Source organism: Serratia sp. Ser99 (genome assembly GCF_024519545.1).
Classification (GTDB): domain Bacteria; phylum Pseudomonadota; class Gammaproteobacteria; order Enterobacterales; family Enterobacteriaceae; genus Serratia; species Serratia liquefaciens.
The window spans coordinates 290,307-311,617 of record NZ_JALJRT010000006.1 but is presented as its reverse complement, the minus strand read 5'-3'; the positions used below and the strand labels follow the sequence as shown (position 1 = coordinate 311,617).

General features: G+C 56.0%; 18 protein-coding genes. 2 read left to right on the top strand and 16 right to left on the bottom strand.

Features of this window, described 5'->3' with window-relative positions; all coding sequences use genetic code 11:
- Positions 1-135: 135 nt before the first annotated feature.
- From NR114_RS14805 to trxC, 3 genes are all read right to left on the bottom strand, one after another.
- A complete protein-coding gene (locus NR114_RS14805; protein ID WP_122080066.1) occupies positions 136-2,784 on the bottom strand; it encodes a bifunctional acetate--CoA ligase family protein/GNAT family N-acetyltransferase in 2,649 nt (882 codons plus the stop codon).
- A gap of 169 nt (positions 2,785-2,953) precedes the next feature.
- Positions 2,954-3,649 carry a tRNA-uridine aminocarboxypropyltransferase gene (locus NR114_RS14800; RefSeq protein ID WP_041415643.1) on the bottom strand — a complete coding sequence of 232 codons (696 nt, stop codon included), beginning with the start codon at positions 3,647-3,649 and terminating at the stop codon, positions 2,954-2,956.
- 119 nt (positions 3,650-3,768) lie between these two features.
- Positions 3,769-4,188, bottom strand: a complete 420-nt coding sequence (gene trxC / locus NR114_RS14795) for a thioredoxin TrxC (protein WP_041414882.1) — start codon at positions 4,186-4,188, stop codon at positions 3,769-3,771.
- A 208-nt stretch (positions 4,189-4,396) separates the two neighbouring features.
- On the opposite strand from trxC, the gene NR114_RS14790 reads away from it, so the two are divergent.
- A complete protein-coding gene (locus NR114_RS14790) occupies positions 4,397-5,497 on the top strand; it encodes a tRNA/rRNA methyltransferase (RefSeq protein WP_020828322.1) in 1,101 nt (366 codons plus the stop codon).
- Positions 5,498-5,569: 72 nt separating this feature from the next.
- Here NR114_RS14790 and emrB read toward each other — a convergent pair whose 3' ends face one another.
- The 7 genes from emrB to NR114_RS14755 form a co-directional block, all read right to left on the bottom strand.
- Positions 5,570-7,105, bottom strand: coding sequence for a multidrug efflux MFS transporter permease subunit EmrB (gene emrB, locus NR114_RS14785; RefSeq protein WP_129941740.1), 1,536 nt, complete (start codon positions 7,103-7,105; stop codon positions 5,570-5,572).
- Between the two features lie 17 nt (positions 7,106-7,122).
- Positions 7,123-8,295: a multidrug efflux MFS transporter periplasmic adaptor subunit EmrA gene (gene emrA / locus NR114_RS14780; protein WP_129941739.1), complete on the bottom strand. Its 1,173-nt coding sequence runs from the start codon at positions 8,293-8,295 to the stop codon at positions 7,123-7,125.
- A gap of 25 nt (positions 8,296-8,320) precedes the next feature.
- A complete protein-coding gene (locus NR114_RS14775) occupies positions 8,321-9,772 on the bottom strand; it encodes an efflux transporter outer membrane subunit (RefSeq protein ID WP_234530777.1) in 1,452 nt (483 codons plus the stop codon).
- 24 nt (positions 9,773-9,796) lie between these two features.
- Positions 9,797-10,318, bottom strand: a complete 522-nt coding sequence (mprA, locus tag NR114_RS14770) for a transcriptional repressor MprA (protein WP_020828318.1) — start codon at positions 10,316-10,318, stop codon at positions 9,797-9,799.
- Between the two features lie 159 nt (positions 10,319-10,477).
- Positions 10,478-10,831, bottom strand: coding sequence for an L-valine transporter subunit YgaH (gene ygaH / locus NR114_RS14765; RefSeq protein WP_020828317.1), 354 nt, complete (start codon positions 10,829-10,831; stop codon positions 10,478-10,480).
- Positions 10,821-11,567, bottom strand: a complete 747-nt coding sequence (locus tag NR114_RS14760; RefSeq protein ID WP_020828316.1) for an AzlC family ABC transporter permease — start codon at positions 11,565-11,567, stop codon at positions 10,821-10,823. Before NR114_RS14760 ends, ygaH begins: the two co-directional genes overlap by 11 nt.
- Positions 11,568-11,691: 124 nt before the next feature.
- Positions 11,692-12,891 carry an MFS transporter gene (locus NR114_RS14755; RefSeq protein ID WP_048761032.1) on the bottom strand — a complete coding sequence of 400 codons (1,200 nt, stop codon included), beginning with the start codon at positions 12,889-12,891 and terminating at the stop codon, positions 11,692-11,694.
- A 101-nt stretch (positions 12,892-12,992) separates the two neighbouring features.
- Here NR114_RS14755 and NR114_RS14750 point away from each other — a divergent pair, with 101 nt between their 5' ends.
- Complete coding sequence (locus tag NR114_RS14750) at positions 12,993-13,871, top strand: LysR family transcriptional regulator (RefSeq protein WP_020828314.1); 879 nt, start codon at positions 12,993-12,995, stop codon at positions 13,869-13,871.
- A gap of 29 nt (positions 13,872-13,900) precedes the next feature.
- Here NR114_RS14750 and proX (NR114_RS14745) read toward each other — a convergent pair whose 3' ends face one another.
- The 6 genes from proX (NR114_RS14745) to NR114_RS14720 form a co-directional block, all read right to left on the bottom strand.
- Entirely contained in the window at positions 13,901-14,902 is a 1,002-nt protein-coding gene (proX, locus tag NR114_RS14745; protein ID WP_020828313.1) for a glycine betaine/L-proline ABC transporter substrate-binding protein ProX, read from the bottom strand.
- Positions 14,903-14,952: 50 nt separating this feature from the next.
- Positions 14,953-15,948, bottom strand: coding sequence for a glycine betaine/L-proline ABC transporter substrate-binding protein ProX (proX, locus tag NR114_RS14740; protein ID WP_129983350.1), 996 nt, complete (start codon positions 15,946-15,948; stop codon positions 14,953-14,955).
- A gap of 63 nt (positions 15,949-16,011) precedes the next feature.
- Entirely contained in the window at positions 16,012-17,130 is a 1,119-nt protein-coding gene (gene proW, locus NR114_RS14735) for a glycine betaine/L-proline ABC transporter permease ProW (RefSeq protein ID WP_256814413.1), read from the bottom strand.
- Complete coding sequence (gene proV / locus NR114_RS14730; protein ID WP_020828310.1) at positions 17,123-18,325, bottom strand: glycine betaine/L-proline ABC transporter ATP-binding protein ProV; 1,203 nt, start codon at positions 18,323-18,325, stop codon at positions 17,123-17,125. The genes proW and proV overlap by 8 nt, the downstream gene beginning before the upstream one ends.
- A 406-nt stretch (positions 18,326-18,731) precedes the next feature.
- Positions 18,732-19,418 carry a response regulator gene (locus NR114_RS14725; RefSeq protein ID WP_041415640.1) on the bottom strand — a complete coding sequence of 229 codons (687 nt, stop codon included), beginning with the start codon at positions 19,416-19,418 and terminating at the stop codon, positions 18,732-18,734.
- An 11-nt stretch (positions 19,419-19,429) separates the two neighbouring features.
- Complete coding sequence (locus NR114_RS14720; RefSeq protein WP_020828308.1) at positions 19,430-21,028, bottom strand: sensor histidine kinase; 1,599 nt, start codon at positions 21,026-21,028, stop codon at positions 19,430-19,432.
- Positions 21,029-21,311 lie beyond the last annotated feature (283 nt).

The window sequence follows — 21,311 nt, the reverse complement described above, 5'->3', positions numbered from 1 at the left end:
TCATGATTAGATGGCCGGAACGCCAAATACGGGAAAACAGTAAATCGAATAATCGGGCGATAATACCACTAGTTGTCCCGATTGTGCGTATGTTTTGGCGTTAAGTGGTGGATTCGTAGCGCATTGCGACACAGGTCACTGCGCTTCTTCCGCCTGCAGCGGCAGGGTCAAATTGACGATACCGTCCTCAAGCTGCACATCGATGCCAAAGCCCAGCCGTTGCGCCAGCGCTATCATTCCGCGGTTATTAGGCATGGTGATGCCGGTCAGGCGAGCCAACCCGTGGGCGCGGGCATAGGCAATCATTTTTTCCAACAGTTGGCGCCCCAAACCGAGCCCTTTCAAATCTGAACGCACCAACACGGCAAATTCCGCGTCGGTATTATCCGGGTCGGAGAGAGCACGTGTTACGCCAATGATTTGGTCATCTCGCACCGCGACAAAAGCCATCTCCCGATCGTAGTCGATCTGCGTCATGTTAGCCAAATCGTCATGGGTAAACTCGTTGATCTCACTGAAGTAGCGATAGTAGAGATCTTCCTTGGTCACGCGATCGATAAAGTGTTTCAGCGCGGGTTCATCTTCCGGCAGGATTGGCCTGAACAGGCATTGCGAGCCGTCTTTTAATCCGATAGTTTCTTCCAGCTCATGAGGGTAAGGACGGATCGCCAGCCGTGCCTGCGGATCACCTTCGAACGGAGCAAGCTGCATGGAAACGTCGAGCAGGGTGAATTCGCTGCCAGAGGCCAGAACCGGATGGATATCCAGACGGGTAATTTCCGGGCAGTCGAGGATCAGATTGGACACCTGCACCAGCAAGCGGCTCAGTCCAGGGATATCCAGCGGTCGTAAAGCGCTGCGGCCGCGAATTTTTCCGCCTTTCACCGCCTGCAATACCAGATAACGCGCCAGCGCCATATTCAGCGGCGGCAGCGCTACGGCGACCTGATTTTCCTGGCGCCATTCGATACCGCCTTCACCCAGCATGATCAGCGGGCCGAAAATGGCATCTTGCTCCACCGCGATACGAAGCTCCTGCGCTCCGGCGCGGTTGGCCATGCTCTGAACCAACAGGCCGTGAATGCGCGCTTGTGGATAGGTACGTTTAACGCGGTCGAGAATTGCCTCAGCGGCGCGTTGTACCTCGGTAGCGGTGCGCAAATAGAGCATTACGCCCTGAACTTCAGACTTGTGCGGAATATCGGGGGAGCGCAGCTTCAGGGCCACCGGATAGCCGATTTGCTCGGCAATATGCACGGCTTCGGCGCTGTCTTCGGCAATCCAGGTAGGCAGCGTCGTCAGGTCATAGGCCTTTAGAATCGACTGTACCTCGTGGGTATCGAGCTGCGTTGCGCCTTCCGCCAGCGCCTGCTGAATCAATCGGTGAGCGTCGGCGGTGTTGGCCGTCAGACCGACCGGAAGCGCCGGGGTTTCTTTAAGCTGTTTCTGATTACGACGATATTCCACCATATGCATAAACGCGGTTACTGCACCTTCCGGCGTTCGGTAGGTGGGAATACCGGCTTCGGTAAATAACCGGCGGGCTTCTTGCGAAGAGTACTCACCGCACCAGTTGGTCAGCAAAGTCACGCGTTTACCACGCGGGTGCTGACGCACGGCCTCGATAATACGTTCGGCGGTCAGGGTGCCTGGGGCTGCCGCGCTAGGAGCGTGGATCAGCAATAAAGCGTCGTAGTCGTGGCTGTCGAGCAGGGTCTTGACCGCCGCCAGATAGCGCTGCGGTGTTGCATCGTCTCGCAGGTCAATCGGGTTGCCGGCGCGTATAAAGTCGGGCAAGGCGTCACCCAATTGCGCCAGGATCTCGTCTCCCAGCGGCGCCAGCTTGCCGTTGCGCCCCAGCAGTTCGTCCAACGCCATTGCCGCCGGTGCCGCACCGTTGCTGACGATCATCAACCGCTCTCCGCGCAACGGATGCATATGGCTCAGCGTTTCCACTGCCGAGAACAGCTCGTGGGTATCCTGTACGCGCAGTAAACCGGCGCGTTGGATTGCGGCATCGTAAGCGGCATCCAGCCCCTGCTGACTGTTTAGCAACAGCTGGGCCTGCTGACTGCGTCCGCTTTTGACCACCAGAATGGGTTTGTTGCGCGAAGCACTGCGCGAGGCAGATAAAAAGCGGCGCGCATCGCTGATGTTTTCCAGATACAGCAGGATGGCGCTGGTTTTACTGTCGCGTGCCAGAAAATCCAGCAGGTCGTCGACGTCAATATCCAGGCTGTCGCCCAGCGCGATAAAATAGGAAAAGCCGACTTCGCGTTGCTGTGCCCAGTCGAGAATGGTATTGGCCACCGCGGCGGACTGGGAAATAAACGCCAGCTTGCCCTTCAGGATCGGTACCGGCGAGAAACTGGCGTTGATGCCTTGCCAGGGGGCCAGCAGGCCCAGGCTGTTCGGCCCCAGCAGGCGCATCGAATAACGCTGCGCGCAGGCTTTCAGCTCGGCGAACTGTTCTGGCGGCGAGGAGAGCACAATGGCCGTTTTGCAGCCGCGTTTGCCCAAATCCTCAATCAAGGCCAGATTGCGATGCGCATGGGTACACAGTATGGCCAGATCGGGGCTGAGCGGCAGGCTGGCGACGTCCGGGTAGGCCATGACTCCGCATACCGCCTTATAACGCGGCGTGACGGGCATGACCGGCCCGTTGAAGCCGCCGGCCAGCAGGTTGCTCATCATCAGGTTGCCGGCGCGGCCAGGCTGCTGTGAAGCGCCGAGAACGGCAATCGATTTAGGACGTAAAAGCGCTTCTAACCCTCGCTGGCTCATGCACGGCTCCTTTATATCCGTTATCCTTCAAAAGACAGGGGTGTTGGCTGCCCTCTCTCACCCTGGTCACTTAGTTAACTAAGCTCCCTGGGATTCGTTCAGTTGCCGCCTACCTGTCTTTCGAATGCTATTGGCTATAGGCAACGTTACCGACTTGATTCTAGGCGTTTTACAACGGCTTTGCTGTGACCGGTGCCTCCGGGCGAGTAGGTTTCCCTGCCAGATACTGTTGACGGAAGTAGCGAAAATGCTCAGCCAGGCCGTCGGCCGCGGCGGTATCACCGGCCTGTTGCAACAGCGCTGTCGCCACTTCCGCGGTGCAGTGCTGCTCGGTGCGGCTGGCTTCACGCAGTTGGTAATTTGAGGCGGCGGTAACATTGAGCGAAAACACCGGAAACTGATTGAGGTACGGGCTTTTGCGGAACATCTTGCTCGCCTCGGTCCAGGTGCCGTCGAGCATAATAAACAGCGGCGGTTTGCCACCGACGGGCAGTTCGCTGAATACCGGTCGTTCAGGGGCGGCATAAGATGCGGGAAACACCACGTAAGGCTGACGTTCGGGATCGTTAATCGCCGCCAGCAGGCCAGGATCAACCTCGGTACGCGACCAGAGAAACGCCTGGGTGTCCGGCAGAATATCGGCGATCAATCTGCCGGTATTGCTTGGTTTGAGCGGTTCTGCGCCAAACATGATCAGGCAAAAACGGCTGGCGGCCGGCTGCGGCTGGATGGTGTCACACAGGCAGTTTTTTTGTGGCAGCAGACACCCCTGACAACGCGTAATGCGGTTGCCACGCGCCAGAAAAGGGCGGGTTGATCGTTCCAGGCGAAACTGGCGCAGGCGAAGTACGGCGTTGTCGGTCATAAAGATCCCGGGGAAAAAACGCCATTGTAACGCAGAAAAAAGCCCGACGGGAGCGTTCGGGCCGGTTTGAAATGCGGCGGTGTCATTGACAATGGGCAACACCGCCTGGACTTTCTGCGTTAAACTAGTTCATTGAGCCAGTTATCAAACGGCGTTTTCGGCATGGCGCCATTGAGCATGTCGACCATTTTTCCGTCGCGGAAGAGCATAATGGTCGGGATGCTGCGGATGCGGAAACGGGCGCTCAGTTCCGGTTCAGCTTCGGTATTCACTTTTACGAAGCGGACTTTACCGGCGCGCTCTTCGGCAACGTCTTCGAAGATCGGCGCAAAGCTGACGCAAGGGCCACACCACGGTGCCCAAAAGTCGACCACCACCGGCAGGCCATCCTGCAGCAGCGCGTCCAGTGTCGCGGCGGTGGCATTGATCACTTCACCGTCAAAAAGCGCATGGCCGCAACGGCCGCATTTTGCGCCGTCAGCCACACGATCTTCAGGTACGCGGTTGGTGGCATTACAAGCGGGACAAACTGTATTCATGATGACCTCGGATACTGGGAAAGCACGACATACCGCATTCGGGTTGCGGAGATGTATCTTTAATGCTGCTTATTATCGTTAAAAGCGCGTCAATGAACAAAGAGGTTTGTTCAATGAATACGATAGTTGTTAGCTTTTAGCGCAAGTAGGTGGCTTAGCACCCCAACATCAGGTAATCTTCGCGCCCTGCGCGTTGGTGGAGAAGAAAATGAACGATTCATTTAGTGGCAAGAACGGTAAAGTTAAAGTGATGTACGTCCGCAGTGACGACGACAGTAACGGCGACGACCGTAACAAGAATAAGCGTCCGGCCGGCAAAGGCCGTCCGGCAGACGGTGCTCGCTCTTCGGGCCGTACCGGTCAGGACAAGCCGCGCGGTAACAACGATCGCCGTGGCTCTGGCTCTGATTCCCGCCGCAGTGAAAGCGATCGTCCTCGCCGTCCAGCGCGTACTGAAGACCGTGGCGGTTATGATTCGCCATGGAAAACCGTGTCTCGTGGTCCGGAAGAAGAACCGGCGTTCGATCACGGTGGCATCAGCGGCAAAAGCTTTATCGATCCAGAGCAACTGCGTCGCCAGCGTGCGGAAGAAACCCGCGTGTACGGTGAAAACGCCTGTCAGGCGCTGTTTGCCAGCCGTCCGGACGCGATCGTCCGCGCCTGGTTCGTGCAGTCGGTCACGCCGCGTTTTCGTGAAGCGCTGCGCTGGATGGCGGCCAACCGCAAAGCCTACCACGTGGTAGATGAAGAAGAGCTGGCCAAAGCGTCCGGCACCGAGCATCACGGCGGCGTATGCTTCCTGATCAAAAAACGTCAGGGCCTGGATGCGCAAACCTATCTGAAAGAAGCACCGGCGAAAGACTGCGTGCTGGCATTGGAAGAGGTGGGCAACCCACACAACCTGGGCGCTATCGTCCGTTCTTGCGCACACTTTGGCGTGAATGGCGTTCTGTTGCAGGATCCGGCATTGCTGGAGTCCGGTGCGGCGGTACGTACCGCAGAAGGCGGCGCGGAACACATCAAGGCGATCAGCGCAGATGACTTCCTGTCGGTGCTGGATACTTTCCGCAAGGCCGGTTACGCCATCGTGACCACTTCTAGCCATAAAGGCACCCCATTGGCACAGGCTAAGCTGCCGGCCAAAATGGTGCTGGTGTTGGGGCAGGAGCGTGATGGCCTGAGCGACAGCGCCTGGCAGCAGGGTGATATGAACGTGTCTATCGGCGGTACCGGCAAGGTAGAAAGCCTGAACGTATCGGTCGCGACCGGCATTTTGCTGGCCGATTGGTGGCGTCAAAACCAGGCTTAATATCCGTCGCCTGGCTGCAACGGTATAAATAAAAAACGGGCGCCTCTGGGCGCCCGTTTTGCTTTCTCTGGTTTAGTGAGCGCCGCCGCCCCCACCGCCGGAGCTGAACGGCGGTTTCGCCACCCAGACCAGCACCAGCAGGATCAGGAACACCCCGGCCGACAGCCAGAAGATCTCGTTGGCGGAGATAATCAGCCCCTGCGCGGTGATCTCGTTGGCGATGTAGGCCGAAGCCTGCTGCTTGCTCATGCCAATTTGTTCCAACTGCCGGTACATCTCTTGCGACTGCGGGTTGTAAGGATTCACAAACTCCGTCAGCTGCGAGTGATGCTGCGATTCTCGCTGGGTCCACAAGGTCGTGGTGATCGATGTCCCGATCGACCCCGCCAGTGTTCGAGTAAAGTTCGACAGGCTCGATGCCGCCGCCATGCGCTCGGGCGGTAGACCGGACAGCGTAATGGTGGTCAATGGCATAAAGAAGCAGGCGATGGCGAAGCCCTGAATAAACTGCGGCCAGGCCGAGGCGCCAAAGTCCATTCCCGGTTCAAAGGTATAGGCGCGCCAGTAGAAGCACACCGCATACATAATGAAACTGAAGGTCACCAATCGTCGCATATCGAGCCGGTTGCCGAACTTGCCGATGATCGGCGACAGCAATACCGGTATCAACCCGACGGGCGCCGAAGCCAGCCCTGCCCAGGTGGCGGTATAGCCATAAACCTCCTGCAGCAACTGCGGCAATAGCACAATGGCGCCGAAGTACAGCATGTAGGCCAGGCTGATACACAGGCAGCCGACGGTAAAGTTGCGCGATTTGAACAGTGACAAATCCACCACCGGATGGTCGTCCGTCAGTTCCCAGATAATCAGGAACAGCAGCGCCACCACCGCCACCACCGTCAGAACGATGATCTCGGTCGAGTTGAACCAGTCGAGCTCCTTGCCCTGATCGAGCATCACCTGCAAAGATCCTATACCGACAATCAGCAGCACCAGACCGACGGTATCGATCGGTTTGATCTCGGTTTTGGTTTCCCTGCCTTTCAGCGTTGACATCGCCACCAGGATCACCACGGCACCGATCGGGATGTTGATGAAGAAGATCCAGCCCCAGTGATAGTTGTCACTGATATAACCGCCGAGGATAGGCCCGAAAATGGGCGCAACGATCACCGTCATCGACCATAGTGCCAGGGCCATCGCTCGCTTGGCGGGCGGATAGTTGTTCAGCAACAGACTCTGCGACAGCGGGATCAACGGCCCCGCGACCACACCCTGGATCACGCGGAAGAAGATCAGCATGCCCAGACTGTTGGAAATGCCGCACAGCCAGGAGGCGAGTACGAACAGCGCGGTGGACCAAAGGAACAACCGCACTTCACCGATGCGCTTTGCCAACCAGCCGGTGATCGGGATGGAAATGGCGTTCGCCACGCCAAACGAGGTGATCACCCAGGTTCCCTGCGAGTTGGAAGACCCGAGGTTACCCGCAATGGTTGGGATCGCCACGTTGGCAATGGTGGAGTCCAGCACCTGCATAAAGGTCGCCAGGGCAAGCGCGACCGTCATCCAGGCGAGCTGAGCGCCTTCAAGCGGTTTCTGTGCCAAGGTAGCCTCCCGCGCGCTTAACCGGCATTCGCATGGATCACGTCGGCGATCATTTGGTTAACCGGTGCCAGGTTCAACGCCAGGGCGTCGCTTTGGTACAGCGGTTTGTCGCGCACCACGTCAGACAGCACGCGGCCGTCCAGATTGGTGGTGTCAACTTTAACCAGGGTCGACAGACCGATACGCAGCGGATGATCGGCGATTTGTTTGGCGTCCAGTTCTATACGTACCGGCAGACGCTGAACCACTTTGATCCAGTTACCGGTGGCGTTCTGCGCAGGCAGCAGTGAGAAGGCGCTGCCGGTACCCATATCGATACCGACCACTTTACCGTTGTACACCACGTCATCACCGTAAATGTCACTGACTACGGTAGCCGACTGGCCGATACGCATATTGGCGATTTGGGTTTCTTTGAAGTTGGCATCAACCCAAATGTGATCGGCTGGCACCACCGCCATCAGCGGGGAACCGGCGGCGATTTGCGCGCCAACCTGTACGCTGCGGCGTGAGACATAACCGGTGATCGGGCTGATGATTTTGGTCCGTTGCAATGCCAGCCAGGCGTCACGCATTTGCGCGGCGGCCTGTTGAATGGCCGGCTGCTGCTCCAGCGGGGTATTCAATACCATCGCCTGGTTAGCGTTGTATTGCTGCACCGCCACTTCCAACGCCGCCTTGGCGCTGTCGACTGCATCGCGAGCATGTTGCAGTTCTTCACGGCCGATAGCATCAACGCTGCCGAGCACGACGCGGCGTTTCAGATCGTTTTCAGCCTTGCTCAGGTCAGACTTGCGCAGGGCAATGTTGGCCTGATACTGCTTGCTGTTGATGAGCAGCTGGTGGGTCTGACGCACGCTATTGGCCAGGCCGGTTTTGGCGCGTTCCAGCGCCTGTTCGGCATCGGTCGGATCCAGGGTAACCAACACGTCACCCTGTTTCACATAGTCGGTATTGTCGAAGTTGACGCGGTTAACGCTGCCGTTCACCTGGGCCATGATCTGGACCTGGTTACCGGAAACATAGGCGTTGTCGGTTTCCTGATGATGACGTAACACCAGGAACCAATAGACTAAATATGCCACCCCAATAACGATGAAAATAACCGTCAGCAGCAGCAGCCAAAATTTACGCTGCTTCTTTTTACCTGCCGGTTGCTGCGGGTTTTGAGTCTCCGCGCTTGCGCTCATGGTGTTCTCCAAGCTCTCTATTTTATTATGCTTTTGAACCCGTAGCGGCCGGGGCCTGATAGCCACCGCCCAGCGCACGGATCAGTCCTATCTTCGCCTGCAGCAAATTGCTGCTGGCATTCAGTTCCGCCTGCTGCTGCTGCAAAAGCTGCGTTTGGCTGGTCAACAACTGGTCGCGCCCGATAATCCCTGCCTGGTATCGAGCGTTAGCGACGCGGTACACCTGTTGCATCGATTCGGACGCAGATGCCGCCTGCAGCTGCTGTTGCGCAGTGCTTTGTTGGACGGTGATGGCATCGGCGGTTTCCTGCACGGCATTCAGGATGGTTTGGTTATAGGACTCCACCGCTTGGTCATACAGCGCGGACTCCTCACCCAGCTTGCTGCGCAGCGCACCGGCGTGGAAGATCGGCAATGAAATTGCCGGCATCACGTTCCAGGCCTGGCTGGCCGCTTCAAACAGATTCGGGCTGGTCCCACTGGTGTTGGTGGTGGTCAGGCCGGCAAAGGCTGAAATGGTCAGGCTGGGGTAAAATTCTTTACGGGCGGCGCTGACGCGCTGGTTATAGGACTCCACCAACTGGCGCTGTGCGGCGATATCCGGACGTTTACCGAGCAGATCGGCGGTCAGTTCACCTTTTGGCGCCATCAAACTGCTGGCGGGAAGGGCCACCGGGCGCAGGTGTTGCATGGCGTTCGGGCCCTGGCCTGCCAATGCGGCCAGTTGGTGTCTGAGTTGTTCAATCTGCGATTGCAGTTGCAGGATCTGCTGCTTGGCGCCGTCGGCTTGCGCCTGGGTTTGTTGCGGAATATCAACGCCGGTGATGCCGGCTTTGTATTGCTGTTGGCGCAAGTCAGCCAGGCGTTGGTTGTTGTCCACTTCCTGTTGCAACAGTTTTTCCAGCGCGAAATTGCTTTGCAACTGATAATAGGCGGAGGCTACTGAACTGGTCAGCGTCAACGCGGCCTGTTCCTGCTCGGCGCGGGCCGCATCGACCTGTGCCTTGGCGGCGTTGACCTGGTTGCGGTATTTGCCCCACCAGTCGAATTCATAGGCCAGGTTCAGCCCCAGCGAGTTGGAGGTTTCGTAGATCGGTTGATGAGGATACCCCAGCCCCAGGTTCACGTTTTGCGGCACTTTTTGGCGGTTGCTGCTGGCGTTGAGATCCAGATTCGGCCCGTTGGCGGCGCTGGCTTCCCCCATTACGCTTTGTGCTTCGCGTACGCGTGCCGCTGCCTGTCGCAGCGAAGGGGAGCTTTGCAGCGTCTGGGTCATCAGCGCGTCAAGTTGCTGGTCGTTAAGCGCGCGCCACCACTGCGGGCTGACGTTCAACGAGCTGACCTTCGGCTGCGCAAGCTGCAGAGCCTGCGGATCCATCAGGGTGGATTGCGGGGCAATATTATCGGTAGACGCACACCCGGCCAGCAGTAATACGGCGAACAGTGGGGTGAATCTCCAGTTAAATGGGGATCGCATAGTATGTATGTACCTGAACAGAAATTATTGGGATAACTGTTCTGTAACTTCCATCTGGTCCAGGCGCGTCAACAGCTTACGCGTCAGCTTTTCAAGCTGTTGCTGTTCATCATCGTTCAGCGTGGACCACAGGAAATGCAGACACTTGTGCTGCGGTGGCAGCAATTGATTGAGAAACTCTTCTCCCTGCGGCGTCATGTGCAGGTGCAGGCAGCGACGATCGTTGTCGCTTTCACGGCGTTCAATCCAACCGCGTTTCTCAAGTTCGTCGGCAATGCGCGTGGCATTGGTCCGTGACGAGCCCAGGGCAGAGCTTAGCTCAGAAGGCTGAATGCTGTGGCTTTCCTGCGCATCCAGGGTAATCAGCGCCATAAACAATGTTTCGTTAATCCCTTGTGCTTTCAGCATTTTATTGCGATTTTCCAGCAGCTTGCTTTGCATGTGCATGCACAGGCGGGTCAGCAGGATTTCCTGATAAGGGAAATCTTTCTGACGCTTGGCGCGGAAATTAAGCATTTGTTCAATGGGAGCAAACGAGCTTTCCATAATTTTGGGCCTCATTAGTTTCGTCCGAGATAGTAACGATAGTGATTAATAATGTAAATGTTCAGCAGGGTGATTAATTTAGCAATTCGTGTCATTTGTCAGCGGATTGTCAATAAACCCACTTTAAGCAAAAGGGTTAATGCGACGTGCTGCCTAAGATTAAAGGTTACCCTGACTGAAAATCATAAATAACTTTAATGTAATGCCAAAGGATGCCGCGCCAATCAGCGTCGACAAAATGATGCTTTTGGTTCGGTAAAAACACAGGCCCAGCGCGGCGAAACCGACCAGAGTGGGCCACAGCTTGTCCGGTTCACGCATCACTACCGGGGTGCTAGAAACCACCAGCAACGCGCAGATTGAGGCGATGCCGATGCTGTCGAGTAACAGTGCGGTTTTACCGCGTTTGATTCCCGGTTGTGCCCGCGCAGGCGCCAAACGCAAGGGTAAGTAGCGGAACAGATAATTAGCACAGCCGACCACCAGGCCGATCACCAGCACATCAGTGTTCATCAATGGACTCCGTTGCTGTGGGTTGGAACAGGGCTGCGATACAACCGGCGCTGATGCCGGCCAAAATGGCCACTGGGATAGAGAACAGCACTACGCCAAGCAGCGCACCGGCCAGCGCGGCGGCAATGGTCAGGCTTTGCGGACGTTTGAATGCCGCCAGCAGGAAGCTGAGGAACAGCGCCGGCAACATAAAGGATAATGAGGCTTCAATCACCGGGAACTGCTCTAGAGGCCCATTGCCGAACACGGCACCCAGCGCGGTGCCTGCGACCCAAGACAGCCAGGAGCATAGCGAGATGCCGATCATCCAGTTCTCGCTCCAACTGCGGTTATTGCGCATCAATTTAGCGGTGGCCGCGGCGAACACTTCATCAGTCAGGCCAAAGGCCCAGAGCGCAGTTTTGCCAGCCGACATGCGCGAGACGATGCGGTGGCGCAAAGCAGGACCATACAACAGGTGCCGTATATCCATTGCCATCACGGTCAGCGCGGAAACCCACAGTGACATACCGGCGCTTAACAAGGCGGTGATCACGAACTGGCTGGCGCCCGCATAGATGATGCAGGAGAAGAAAATGCTCTCTAGCGGGGAGAACCCCAGCTTAACGGCGCTAAGGCCAAACGCAAAAGCCACCGGCACATAGCCGATAACGATCGGTAAACTGTCGACAATGCCGTGGGTGAAGGTGGAACTGACGGCTGGGGGATTGATACTTTCTGCAGCTTGGCTTTGCATAATGTATTTGAATCGCAGGGTATATAGGGAACCAATAGTTTATCCCCAGAACATTACCAGAGAGTAAGTAATGTTTATACCCTGCGCCGCTAATAAATTTCTGCTATGACTATTCGCTTGCTAATCAGATGGCCGCCGGTCCCTGGGGATCATGACGCTTGCCCAACCACCAGGTGAGCAGGTTAAACAGGCACAAAATGCCCCCTGCTGCAGCGACCCCTGTCCACCCCGCGTGCTGATAGGCTGAGGCAGACAGCAGCGAACCCAGAGCGCCGCCGATAAAATAGCTGGTCATGTAGCCGGCCGTCAGGCGATTGCGCGCTTCCGGCATAATGCGATAAATCACGCTCTGGTTGGTAACGTGTACGGCCTGCACGGCCAGATCGAGGATCAGAATGCCGACGATCAGGGCCCACAGCGATTGTTTAGCGAAAGCGATAGGTATCCACGACAGCAGCAGCAGTACCAGGCCTACCGTAGTGGTTAATCCCGCCTTGCCCTGATCCGCCAAATGCCCGGCACGGGAGGCGGCCAACGCTCCGGCGGCCCCCACCAGCCCGAACAGGCCGATGACCCCTTCGGAATAACCAAAAGGCGGAGCCGCCAACAGGAAGGCCATTGAGGTCCAGAGCACGCTGAAGTTGGCAAAGGACAGCGCACCGAGCACTGCACGGGTTCGCAGCAGCGGTGAACCGCAAAACAGGGTGAAAATAGACTTCAGCAACTGAGGGTAATTCAGTCCGGAGTGCTGTTTGTAACGTGGCAGCGCGCGCCACAAGATCAACGCCATCAGGATCATCAGCACGCTGGCCACCCAGTAAATGGTGCGCCAACCGCCGATTGATGCCAGTGCGCCCGCTACGGTACGTGCCAGCAGAATGCCGAGCAGCAGGCCGCTCATAATGATGCCAACGGTTTTTCCGCGTTTTTCCGGGTGTGCCAGCGTAGCGGCCAACGGCACCAAAATTTGCGCCACTACCGAGAACAACCCGGTGAGGGCAGTCCCCAGGATCATCATCGGCAGCGTGGTGGAGCTGGCGGTGATCAGCATGCCTCCGGCGGCCAGCAGCGTCATAAAGACGATCAGCCCACGACGTTCAAACATATCGCCGAGCGGCACCAGCAGCAGCAGGCCTACGGCGTAGCCCATTTGGGCGGCGGTGACGATAAAACCGGCCTGATTGACCGATAGCCCAAAGTTTTGGGCGATGGTTTCCAGCAATGGCTGCGCATAGTAGTTACTGGCGACGGCCAAACCGGTGGCGATGGCTATCAGCACAATCAGTGCCGGGCTGAGGCCTGGAGGTGAATTTTGTTGGCTCATTGATTTCAATCACAAGAAAAAGTGGTGCAAGTATCGGGCAGGACAGCGGGTTAAACCAATGTATAATTTTCATCTTATTAATCTCATTTAGAGATAAATGAATGAACCTGAAACAGATTCGTTTTGCGCTGGCGGTTGCTGAAGAACAGAGTTTTACCCGGGCGGCGCAGCGCTGTCATACGGTGCAATCGGCCCTCAGCCACCAGATCGCCAAATTGGAAGAGGAGCTGGGCTGTGCATTGTTTGAGCGTACTTCGCGCCGGGTCAGGTTGACCACCGCCGGGCAGGCATTTATTCAACCGGCGCAGCGACTGCTGGCGGCAAAACAGATGCTGGTGGAAGAGGTTGTCGCCGCCAGCGGCACAGTTTCCGGTACCCTGACCATCGGCACAATTTCCACCATAAACGCGATTGATCTGACCGAAAAATTGGGTAACTTTCACCGCCATTATCCCGCAGTGAATATCCGGCTGTACGTGGGCATGAGTGAAGAGCTGTTGGAAGACGTTCGGCAGCAAAAGACCGATGTGGCGTTTGTCGGCCTCTGGCCGGGGGATATCGATATGCTGCCGGTGTCCCATCGGCAACTGACCGACGAGCCACTGGTGGCGTTGGTGTCACCACAACACCCGCTAGCCAGTCGGGAACGCGTGAATTTGCAAACCTTGTCGGAAGTGCCGCTGGTGGACTTTTACAGCGGGACCGGTGCCCGGCGCCAGACCGACCGCGCGTTTCAGGCGGCAGGCATCAAGCGTCACGTCAGTTTTGAGATTGACCATATCGAATGGCTGGAGAATTTGGTACGCCGTGGGTTGGCGACGGGCATTGTGCCGATTTCGACGGCGCAGCGCTTGAGCACGCTGGTGTCGATTCCGATAGAAGATGGTCCACGGCGTCAGGTGTACTGCGTTTGGCCACAGCCGCTGCCACGGACCGCCGAGCGTTTTTTACAGTTTAGCGGGATTGAAATCAGCGAATAGGGCGCGACAGGCTGCCGCGCCCAGGGTGATTATTTCTTCGCGGCTTCCGCGGCGGTTTTCACCCAGCCGTCGAAGGTGGCCTGATGCGCCTTGATCCAGCCATTTACATGGTTTTGGATATCGGCTTCGGAGGCCTGGCCTTCATGCATCCGCAGGTTCTGCGCATTCACGTCGGCAATCGGCAGCTTCATGATGGCAAACAGCTTGGCGGCCGCCGGGTTGGCTTCGGCCCACTGCTTGTTGGCGGCGATGCGCATGGTGTTGACCGGGAAACCATAGTTGGCGCCGTTAGGCAGCTTGGTATCGAGGTTTTTCTGCTCGCCCGGCATGGCGGAGAACGGTACCTGCAACCAAACAACGTCGCGGCCTGGCACCAGCACGTCGCTCACCCAGTACGGCGTCCAGGTGTAGTACAGCACCGGCTTACCTTCTTTGTAGCGAGTAATGGTATCGGCAATCATCGCCGCGTAGTTGCCCTGGTTGTGCTCGACGGTTTTCTCCAGGCCGTAGGCTTTGATGTGATGGTTAATGGCCGCCTCGCAGCCCCAGCCTGGCGTACAGCCGGTCAGGTCGGCCTTGCCGTCGCCATTGGTATCGAACAGCTTGGCAATATTGGGATCTTTCAACTGTTCAACGTTGGTGATGTGATATTTATCGGCGGTTTTCTTGTCGATCAGATACCCCTGTGCCGCCCCGTTGACGTAAACCCCTTCACGGTAAAATTTGGCGTCACCGCCTGCGGCCTTGTATTGATCGGCGTGCAGCGGATCCCAGTTAACCGCCAGGAAGGTCGCGTCGCCGGAGGCGATGGAAGTGTAGGCGACGTTGTAGTCCACTTCGCGGGTGTCTTTAACGTCATAGCCCAGCTTTTCCAGCGCCTTGCTGACCAGCAGCGTCTGGAAGGTCTCTTCTGAAATGGTGCTTTGCACCGGCTGAACGGTGACGCCTTTACCGGGCAAGTCGGCGGCGGAAACCGCCTGTGAGCTAATCAGTGTGGTAAGGGCAACCGCCCAGATTCCTGTAGTGCGCATAGTGAAATACCTTTTTATGTTATGAAGCCGGGATTTCCGGCACCCTGGGATTATTTCGCTGCTGCCGCAGCCGTAGTGATCCAGCCGTCAAAAGTGGCCTGATGCGCTTTGATCCAGCCGTCTACGTGACGTTGTATGTCGGCGGCGCTGTTCTCGCCTTTGTGCATGCGCAGGTTTTGCGCGTTCACGTCCGCCAGCGGCAGTTTCATGATGGCGAACAGTTTGGCGGCGGCCGGGTTAGCCTCGGCCCATTGCTTGTTGGCGACGATATGTTCGTTGTTGACGGAAAAACCGTAATTTTTGCCGTTCGGCAAGGCGGTATCGTTATCTTTCAACGAACCTGGGCTGGCGGAGAACGGCACGGTTAACCAAACCACATCACGACCCGGTGCCAGCTCATCGCTCACCCAGTACGGCGTCCAGGTGAAATACAGCACCGGTTTACCCTGTTTGTAGCGAGTCAGGGTGTCGGCGATGATGGCGGAGTAATTGCCCTGGTTTTGAGTCACTGTGTTGCTCAGACCATAGGCTTTGATATGGGTGTTAATGACGTTGCCGCACACCCAGCCCGGTTCGCAGCCGGCCAGATCGGCCTTGCCGTCGCCGTCGGCATCGAACAACTTCGCCAGCTTGGGATCTTTTAACTGGGAGATATCGCTGATGTGGTATTGATCGGCGGTTTTCTTGTCGATCAAATAACCCTGGGCCGCATTTGTGATATAGGCCCCCTGACGATAGAATTTCTTGTCGCCGCCGGCGCTTTGGTACATGTCGGTTTGCAGCGGATCCCAGTTCACCGCCATGTAGGTGGCGTCGCCGGAAGCGATAGAGGTGTAGGCGATATTGTATTCCACCTCGTCGGTAGGCTGGACGTCATAGCCCAGCTTGACCAGGGCGCGGTTGACCAATTCGGTCTGGAAGCTTTCTTCGGCGAGGGTGCTTTGCAACGGTTTTACCGTGACGCCTTTGCCGGGTAATTCGACGGCGAACGCCTGTGTGCTTAGCAATGAAGTCAGGGCCAGAGCCCAAATTCCTGTCGAGCGCATAGTGGTTCCTTCGTTTTTATAAATGCTGTCGGTACCCCCGACGTTTGGCCGGGGGCAGGGCGATTAAGGCTTTTTGATGAAGGGCCGGGTGACTAACCCGATCGGTCCGTGAGCATACCAACGGCCGATGCCTTTGCTGCGGCGATCGCGCCCCAGCGATTGGGTGAGGCGGTCGAGAATAATCGCCAGGATCACGATACCGACCCCGCCAACGGCGGCCAGCCCCATATCCAGACGACCGATACCGCGCAATACCATCTGGCCCAGGCCGCCAACGGCGATCATCGAGGCGATAACCACCATCGACAGCGCCAACATCAGCGTTTGGTTTACGCCGGCCATAATGGTTGGCATTGCCAGTGGCAGTTGCACTTTAAACAGCAGTTGGCGCGGGCTGGCACCAAAGGATTCGGCGGCTTCGATCAGATCCTCAGGCACTTGGTTAATGCCCAGAATGGTCAGTCGCACGATCGGCGGCAGCGCAAAGATAATGGTTACCACCACCCCCGGCACGTTACCGATACCGAACAGCATGACGATCGGCACCAGATAGACGAAGGCCGGCGTGGTCTGCATGGCGTCGAGCAGTGGCCGGATCACCTTGCCGGCATGTTTGCTGCGCGCCAGCCAAATGCCGAGCGGCAGACCGATGACGATACAGAAGAACAGGGCGGTCAGGACCAGCGCCAGGGTCACCATGGCTTGCGACCAGGCGCCAATCGCGCCAATGGCAATCAGCGAGACCAGCGTCGCAGCACCCATACCAAGGCTGGAGAGCTGCCAGGCAATCAGCGAGAACAGCAGAATGGCGATCGGGGCAGGCATGCCGAGCAGCAGCTGCTGAAAGCCGCTGAGAATAAAATCGACCGGTACGCGAATGCCCTGAAACAGCGGGCGAAAGTGCAACACCAGCCAGTCGATACCGTGGGTCACCCAGGAGTCAAACGGCACCCAGGTTTTGTGGAACGGATCCAGCAGGCTGAAATGTTCCTGTTGGACCGGTGCGCTGTTAAGCCAGTCGGCACCCTGAGCGGCCTGATTGGCGGCGTCATGGGTTTCCGGTGGCGGTGCGCTGGACCAGGCATCGCCGGCGGGCGCTGACGAGGTTGCGGCGTCAGTCGCCGGTGCGGCGCTGGGGTCGGCAGGCGCAGTCGCCCATTGATCCTGTGTAGTGTCACTCATTCGCTGGGCCCTCTTTATCTAAGGCCTGCAACAGCATGGCCTTGGAAATAATTCCGATATAGTTATTTTCTTCGCAGACCACGGGGACCGCACAGGGCGCCAGGGCAACCAATGAAATCAGTTCGCTCAGCGGCATGTCGGCCGGGACCGGGGCAGGGGCTTCCAGCAGGGCGTCATCCAACGTCTGGTTGGCCGCCAGCGCCTGCTTGAGTGAATCTACCGACACCACGCCGATAAATTTCTTCCCGCGTTCAATAACATAACCATAATCGCGGTCTTCATCGCGCAGCAGCTGCAGTGCTGAACGCGGACCAAAACCGGGGGTTTTGCGAATAAGGGCGACAGGACGACGCTGGGCTATATCCTTGGCGCTGAAAACGTGGCTGATATCGACGCCACGGAAGAAGGTGCGGACATAATCGTTGGCCGGATTATTTAATATTTCCTCCGGCGTACCGACCTGAATAACCTCTCCGCCTTGCATAATGGCAATACGATCGCCAATACGCATTGCCTCATCCAAATCATGGGAAATAAAGACGATGGTGCGCTGATGCTGGGCCTGTAATTTGACCAGTTCATCTTGCATCTCGGTACGGATTAATGGATCCAGCGCCGAGAAGGCTTCATCCATCAATAATATGTCCGGATTATTCGCCATGGCACGGGCTAATCCCACGCGCTGACGCATCCCGCCGGAAAGTTCATCGGGATAAGAATAGGCATAATTCTCCAGCCCGACCTGACGTAATGCTTCCAGGGCTTTTTCCTGGCGCTCCTGCGGTGGAATGCCGGCCAATTCCATACCGAACGCGGTGTTATTCAATACATTCATATGCGGCATTAAAGCGAATGATTGAAACACCATGCTGATCTTATTACGGCGTACGGCGCGCAGTGCGCTGTCGGATATTTTAGATATATCCTCGCCATCAATCAGCACCTGACCGCGGGTGGGTTCTATCAGACGATTGAGAAGGCGTACCAGGGTAGATTTTCCAGAACCGGAAAGCCCCATGATGACAAATATCTCGCCTTCTTCAATGGCCAGAGAGGCGTCTTTTACGCCCAGTGATAATCCGGTTTTTTCAAGCAATTGGTCTTTTGTCAGGCCTTTTTCAATCAGTTTGAAAGCGCGATCCGGATGTTCGCCAAATATCTTATACAGGTTCTTTACTTCGAGTTTAATTGCCATGCAATTTGCTGTTTCCTCTGATGAATTATCAAACGATAAAAATTTCCCAATAGAAAATAATAGTCCCCTATACCCTAACACAGTGAATATCTGAGACAACCCTCAATGTCCTATGAATGGGATATTGACGATTTACATCAAGTTTTCGATTAGTTATGGTAATGAGGTGAGTGCTCAATTATCAGTGGCTGATATTTCCGATAAACGGTTGGTTTTAAGTAAGAATAATCCGTTCTGATTATTGCTGTTATTTGCCTGCCCAAGCCTGTTTTCGGACAATAAAAAACCCGACCAGAGGCCGGGTAAAAGTCATCAGTATTTCATCAATTTTCAACGACAGGTGCCGATATCGAGGGGATATCGCCGAAGTTATATTACCCCTTAAATATGACAGCCAGATGGCAGTTTATGCCTTGCGATACAGACGCCGCGGATGACCAATATTGCCGTACATCATTTCGACGCGCACAAACTGGGTGGCGACGCAGTATTCCAGATAACGTCGGGCCGTGGTTTTGCTGATCCCGACCTGTTCGACCACGTCTTCTACCGCATGCGCGGCTTCCGGTTGCTTGATAAACAGCGCCTGCACCAGCTCCAGCGTGTTGGTTTCTATGCCTTTGGCGCTGGGTTCGCTGGAGAACTGCTTGGATTGCAGGTTATACAGCGCGTCGACGTTGCTTTGGTCGATTACCTTGAAGGTGCGCTGGGTTTGCACAAACTGCATAAAGCGCTCCAGTGAGTTGCGCAGCCGCTTGTAGGAGACCGGTTTAATGATGTAATCGAAGGCGCCATTGCGGATCGCCTGGCTGCAGGTATTCATGTCGCTGGCGGCGGTAATAAAAATCACTGAACAGCCGGGGTTTTTCACCGCCGCTTCTTCCATCAGTTCAATGCCCTGGCCGTCAGGCAAAAAATTGTCCAGCAGGATCAGCCGTGGCTGGTGGGCATTGACTTTGACTCTGGCCTCGGCCAGCGTGGCGGCATAAGCCACCACCCGCAGAGCAAAGTTCTGCTCAATAAATTCCGCGTGCAGCGTCGCCAGCTGTGGCTCATCTTCCACGATCAAAACGTCCAGTGCTTCTGGTTGCATCATTCGGGTGCTCAAGATTGTTTAGGGATAAACAAAGAAAAAATAGCGCCGTGCGGATCGTTGTCCGACACTTCTATGCTGCCGTGCGCCTGCGCCACGTGGCTGGCAACCAGGTGCAGGCCGATGCCGTGGTCACCCTTGTCATCTTTGGTGGTGACGCCCTGTTCGAACAGCGTATCGCGCACCTCAGGGGCAATACCGGTGCCGCGATCGGCCACTTCAATCACCAGTTCATTGCTGCTGTCGCTGATATAAAGTTCTACCGCCTCATAGGGCGCGCCGTAATGCAGCGTAGCGTCTACCGCATTATCCAGCAAATTGCCGATGATCGACATCAATTCGGTTTCATTCAATGCCGCCGGGATCTGCCGCAGCTGGCAGGCCGGGTCGAAGCGAAGCTCCACGCCTTTTTCCTTCGCGCTGGAGTATTTGCCCAGCAGCAGGCCGCATAATGCCGCCGAACTGAAACGCTGTGAGATAAAGTCGAGGATCTCCTGCGCACCTTCAGATTGCGCCTCCACATAGCGGATGGCCTCGTCGTAGCGTTGCATATGCAACAGGCCGGCGAGCGTGGCGGTCCAGTTCAGCTGTTCGTGGCGCATGATGCGCAGGTTGTCGGCATAGCGCTTCACCTGGCTAAGCTGGCTGCTCAGGGTGTTGATGTCGTTTTTGTCGCGGAAGCTGATCACCCAGCCCTGCAGCTCTTCTTCCTGCATGATGCGTACCCGGCTGGCGATAACCCGGACATGGTTGAAGCGACAGACCTCGTCATGGGTGTCATGCCCTAACTGTGAGGCGCCGAAGAAATCCGGCTGGGATTGGATCACCTCACCGATTTCTCTGCCCATCAGGGCGGCGGCGGGCTGACGCAAATCCAGCAGTTCGCGGGCCGCGTGGTTAATGGTGATGATCCGCAACTGAGGATCGACGGCAATCACCCCTTCATAGATAGCTTCCAGCAACGCTTTCTGTTGGCGTACCAATAGGGCAATTTCTTTCGGTTCCAGCCAGAACATTTGGCGTTTTAAATTCTTCGATAACAGCCACGAAAATACGAACAGCGCGATTAATAAAAGCACTATCGACCCAAGAATTTGCGTCAGAGTTCTGGAATTTAAATTGTCGATATGTGATTTGAGATAACCCACCGAAACAATGCCGATGACGTTATTATTTTCGTCCAAAATGGGCGCTTTACTGCGCAATGAAATGCCGATGCCACCTTTGCGAATGGAAATAATGCTTTTGCCTTCGAGAACCTCTTTATTATCGCCGCCGACCATCGGCGTGCCGATACGGTTGGCATATTCAGAGTGATAAAGATGCCGGGTTTGCTTATCGCCGATAACGATATAGCTGGCATCGCTGCTGGCGCGAATTTTCTTCATTAGCGCTGCAATTTTAACCGGGTCTTTTTTTTCCACTGCGGTGATCAGGGAAGGGATCAGGGCAATCTCTCGGGCCTGCACCTGCGCTCGTGCACCGAGATCGCGGTGCAGTTGCGCATCGAGCTGGTAGTAGGTGTAAGCACCAATAAACGTCAACAGCAGGCAGGAGAAGGCAACCAGGCACAGGAATAGCTTGATTTGAAATGAGAGTTTTATACGCATGACCGGGGTTCGCCCTGATAAATCCTGAAGGCTTACCCTATCATGAGTGGCCGTTAATGTAATATTGCGCCGGATCAACTTGTGATCGCAGCCACGGGATTATTCTTGTCTGGGTGGTTAATGCAGCAGCTGCAATAAAACTGATAATTCTTAAAGTAAAAATAACGTTAACACCATTAAAACCATGGCAAATTTTACATAATCCTAATTAACACCATAGAAACCATAACCACCATTAAAAACCCTTTTTAACTTTGAACAAAATCACAGCAGATAATCCGTG

What these genes read in the sequence shown, in the direction of transcription:
- trxC (WP_041414882.1), bottom strand. Translation starts at nt 4,188, where the DNA reads ATGAATACAGTTTGTCCCGCTTGTAATGCCACCAACCGCGTACCTGAA.
- NR114_RS14790 (WP_020828322.1), top strand. Translation starts at nt 4,397, where the DNA reads ATGAACGATTCATTTAGTGGCAAGAACGGTAAAGTTAAAGTGATGTAC.
- NR114_RS14755 (WP_048761032.1), bottom strand. Translation starts at nt 12,891, where the DNA reads ATGAGCCAACAAAATTCACCTCCAGGCCTCAGCCCGGCACTGATTGTG.
- mprA (WP_020828318.1), bottom strand. Translation starts at nt 10,318, where the DNA reads ATGGAAAGCTCGTTTGCTCCCATTGAACAAATGCTTAATTTCCGCGCC.
- proX (WP_020828313.1), bottom strand. Translation starts at nt 14,902, where the DNA reads ATGCGCACTACAGGAATCTGGGCGGTTGCCCTTACCACACTGATTAGC.
- NR114_RS14775 (WP_234530777.1), bottom strand. Translation starts at nt 9,772, where the DNA reads ATGCGATCCCCATTTAACTGGAGATTCACCCCACTGTTCGCCGTATTA.
- NR114_RS14720 (WP_020828308.1), bottom strand. Translation starts at nt 21,028, where the DNA reads ATGCGTATAAAACTCTCATTTCAAATCAAGCTATTCCTGTGCCTGGTT.
- NR114_RS14725 (WP_041415640.1), bottom strand. Translation starts at nt 19,418, where the DNA reads ATGCAACCAGAAGCACTGGACGTTTTGATCGTGGAAGATGAGCCACAG.
- ygaH (WP_020828317.1), bottom strand. Translation starts at nt 10,831, where the DNA reads ATGAACACTGATGTGCTGGTGATCGGCCTGGTGGTCGGCTGTGCTAAT.
- NR114_RS14750 (WP_020828314.1), top strand. Translation starts at nt 12,993, where the DNA reads ATGAACCTGAAACAGATTCGTTTTGCGCTGGCGGTTGCTGAAGAACAG.
- proV (WP_020828310.1), bottom strand. Translation starts at nt 18,325, where the DNA reads ATGGCAATTAAACTCGAAGTAAAGAACCTGTATAAGATATTTGGCGAA.
- NR114_RS14760 (WP_020828316.1), bottom strand. Translation starts at nt 11,567, where the DNA reads ATGCAAAGCCAAGCTGCAGAAAGTATCAATCCCCCAGCCGTCAGTTCC.
- NR114_RS14800 (WP_041415643.1), bottom strand. Translation starts at nt 3,649, where the DNA reads ATGACCGACAACGCCGTACTTCGCCTGCGCCAGTTTCGCCTGGAACGA.
- NR114_RS14805 (WP_122080066.1), bottom strand. Translation starts at nt 2,784, where the DNA reads ATGAGCCAGCGAGGGTTAGAAGCGCTTTTACGTCCTAAATCGATTGCC.
- proX (WP_129983350.1), bottom strand. Translation starts at nt 15,948, where the DNA reads ATGCGCTCGACAGGAATTTGGGCTCTGGCCCTGACTTCATTGCTAAGC.
- proW (WP_256814413.1), bottom strand. Translation starts at nt 17,130, where the DNA reads ATGAGTGACACTACACAGGATCAATGGGCGACTGCGCCTGCCGACCCC.
- emrA (WP_129941739.1), bottom strand. Translation starts at nt 8,295, where the DNA reads ATGAGCGCAAGCGCGGAGACTCAAAACCCGCAGCAACCGGCAGGTAAA.